A 236-nucleotide genomic window follows, 5' to 3' on the forward strand; every position below is an offset into this window, starting at 1 on the left:
GCTGTGAACCGGCGTTTGAGGAGGTGTTCCGATATTGCGCCCATGGCGGGATGGCGGTAGGCTTTTTTCGCCCGTATAAGAGCTTTCAGTCCTAGCTGCTTCATCAACCGAGCTGCTTTTTTGCGGTTCCAATCCAATGCTGCGGCAATGCGCCTTTGGCCGTAGCGTCCTTTATGCCGCCGGTAGGTTTCGACGAGGAGGGCTTTGTCGGCTGCGTCGGGGTCGGGTCGGTCTTG

The 236-nt window shown here is 58.1% G+C and carries 1 protein-coding gene; it reads right to left on the reverse strand.

Annotated features, from left to right (window positions below; translation table 11 throughout):
- The coding region (locus ACTHSQ_RS11455) for an IS3 family transposase (RefSeq protein WP_440372102.1) at nucleotides 1–236 on the reverse strand (236 nt) is incomplete at both ends.

Origin of the sequence: Neisseria sp. P0009.S008, assembly GCF_051958615.1 — a bacterium.
GTDB lineage: Bacteria > Pseudomonadota > Gammaproteobacteria > Burkholderiales > Neisseriaceae > Neisseria > Neisseria subflava.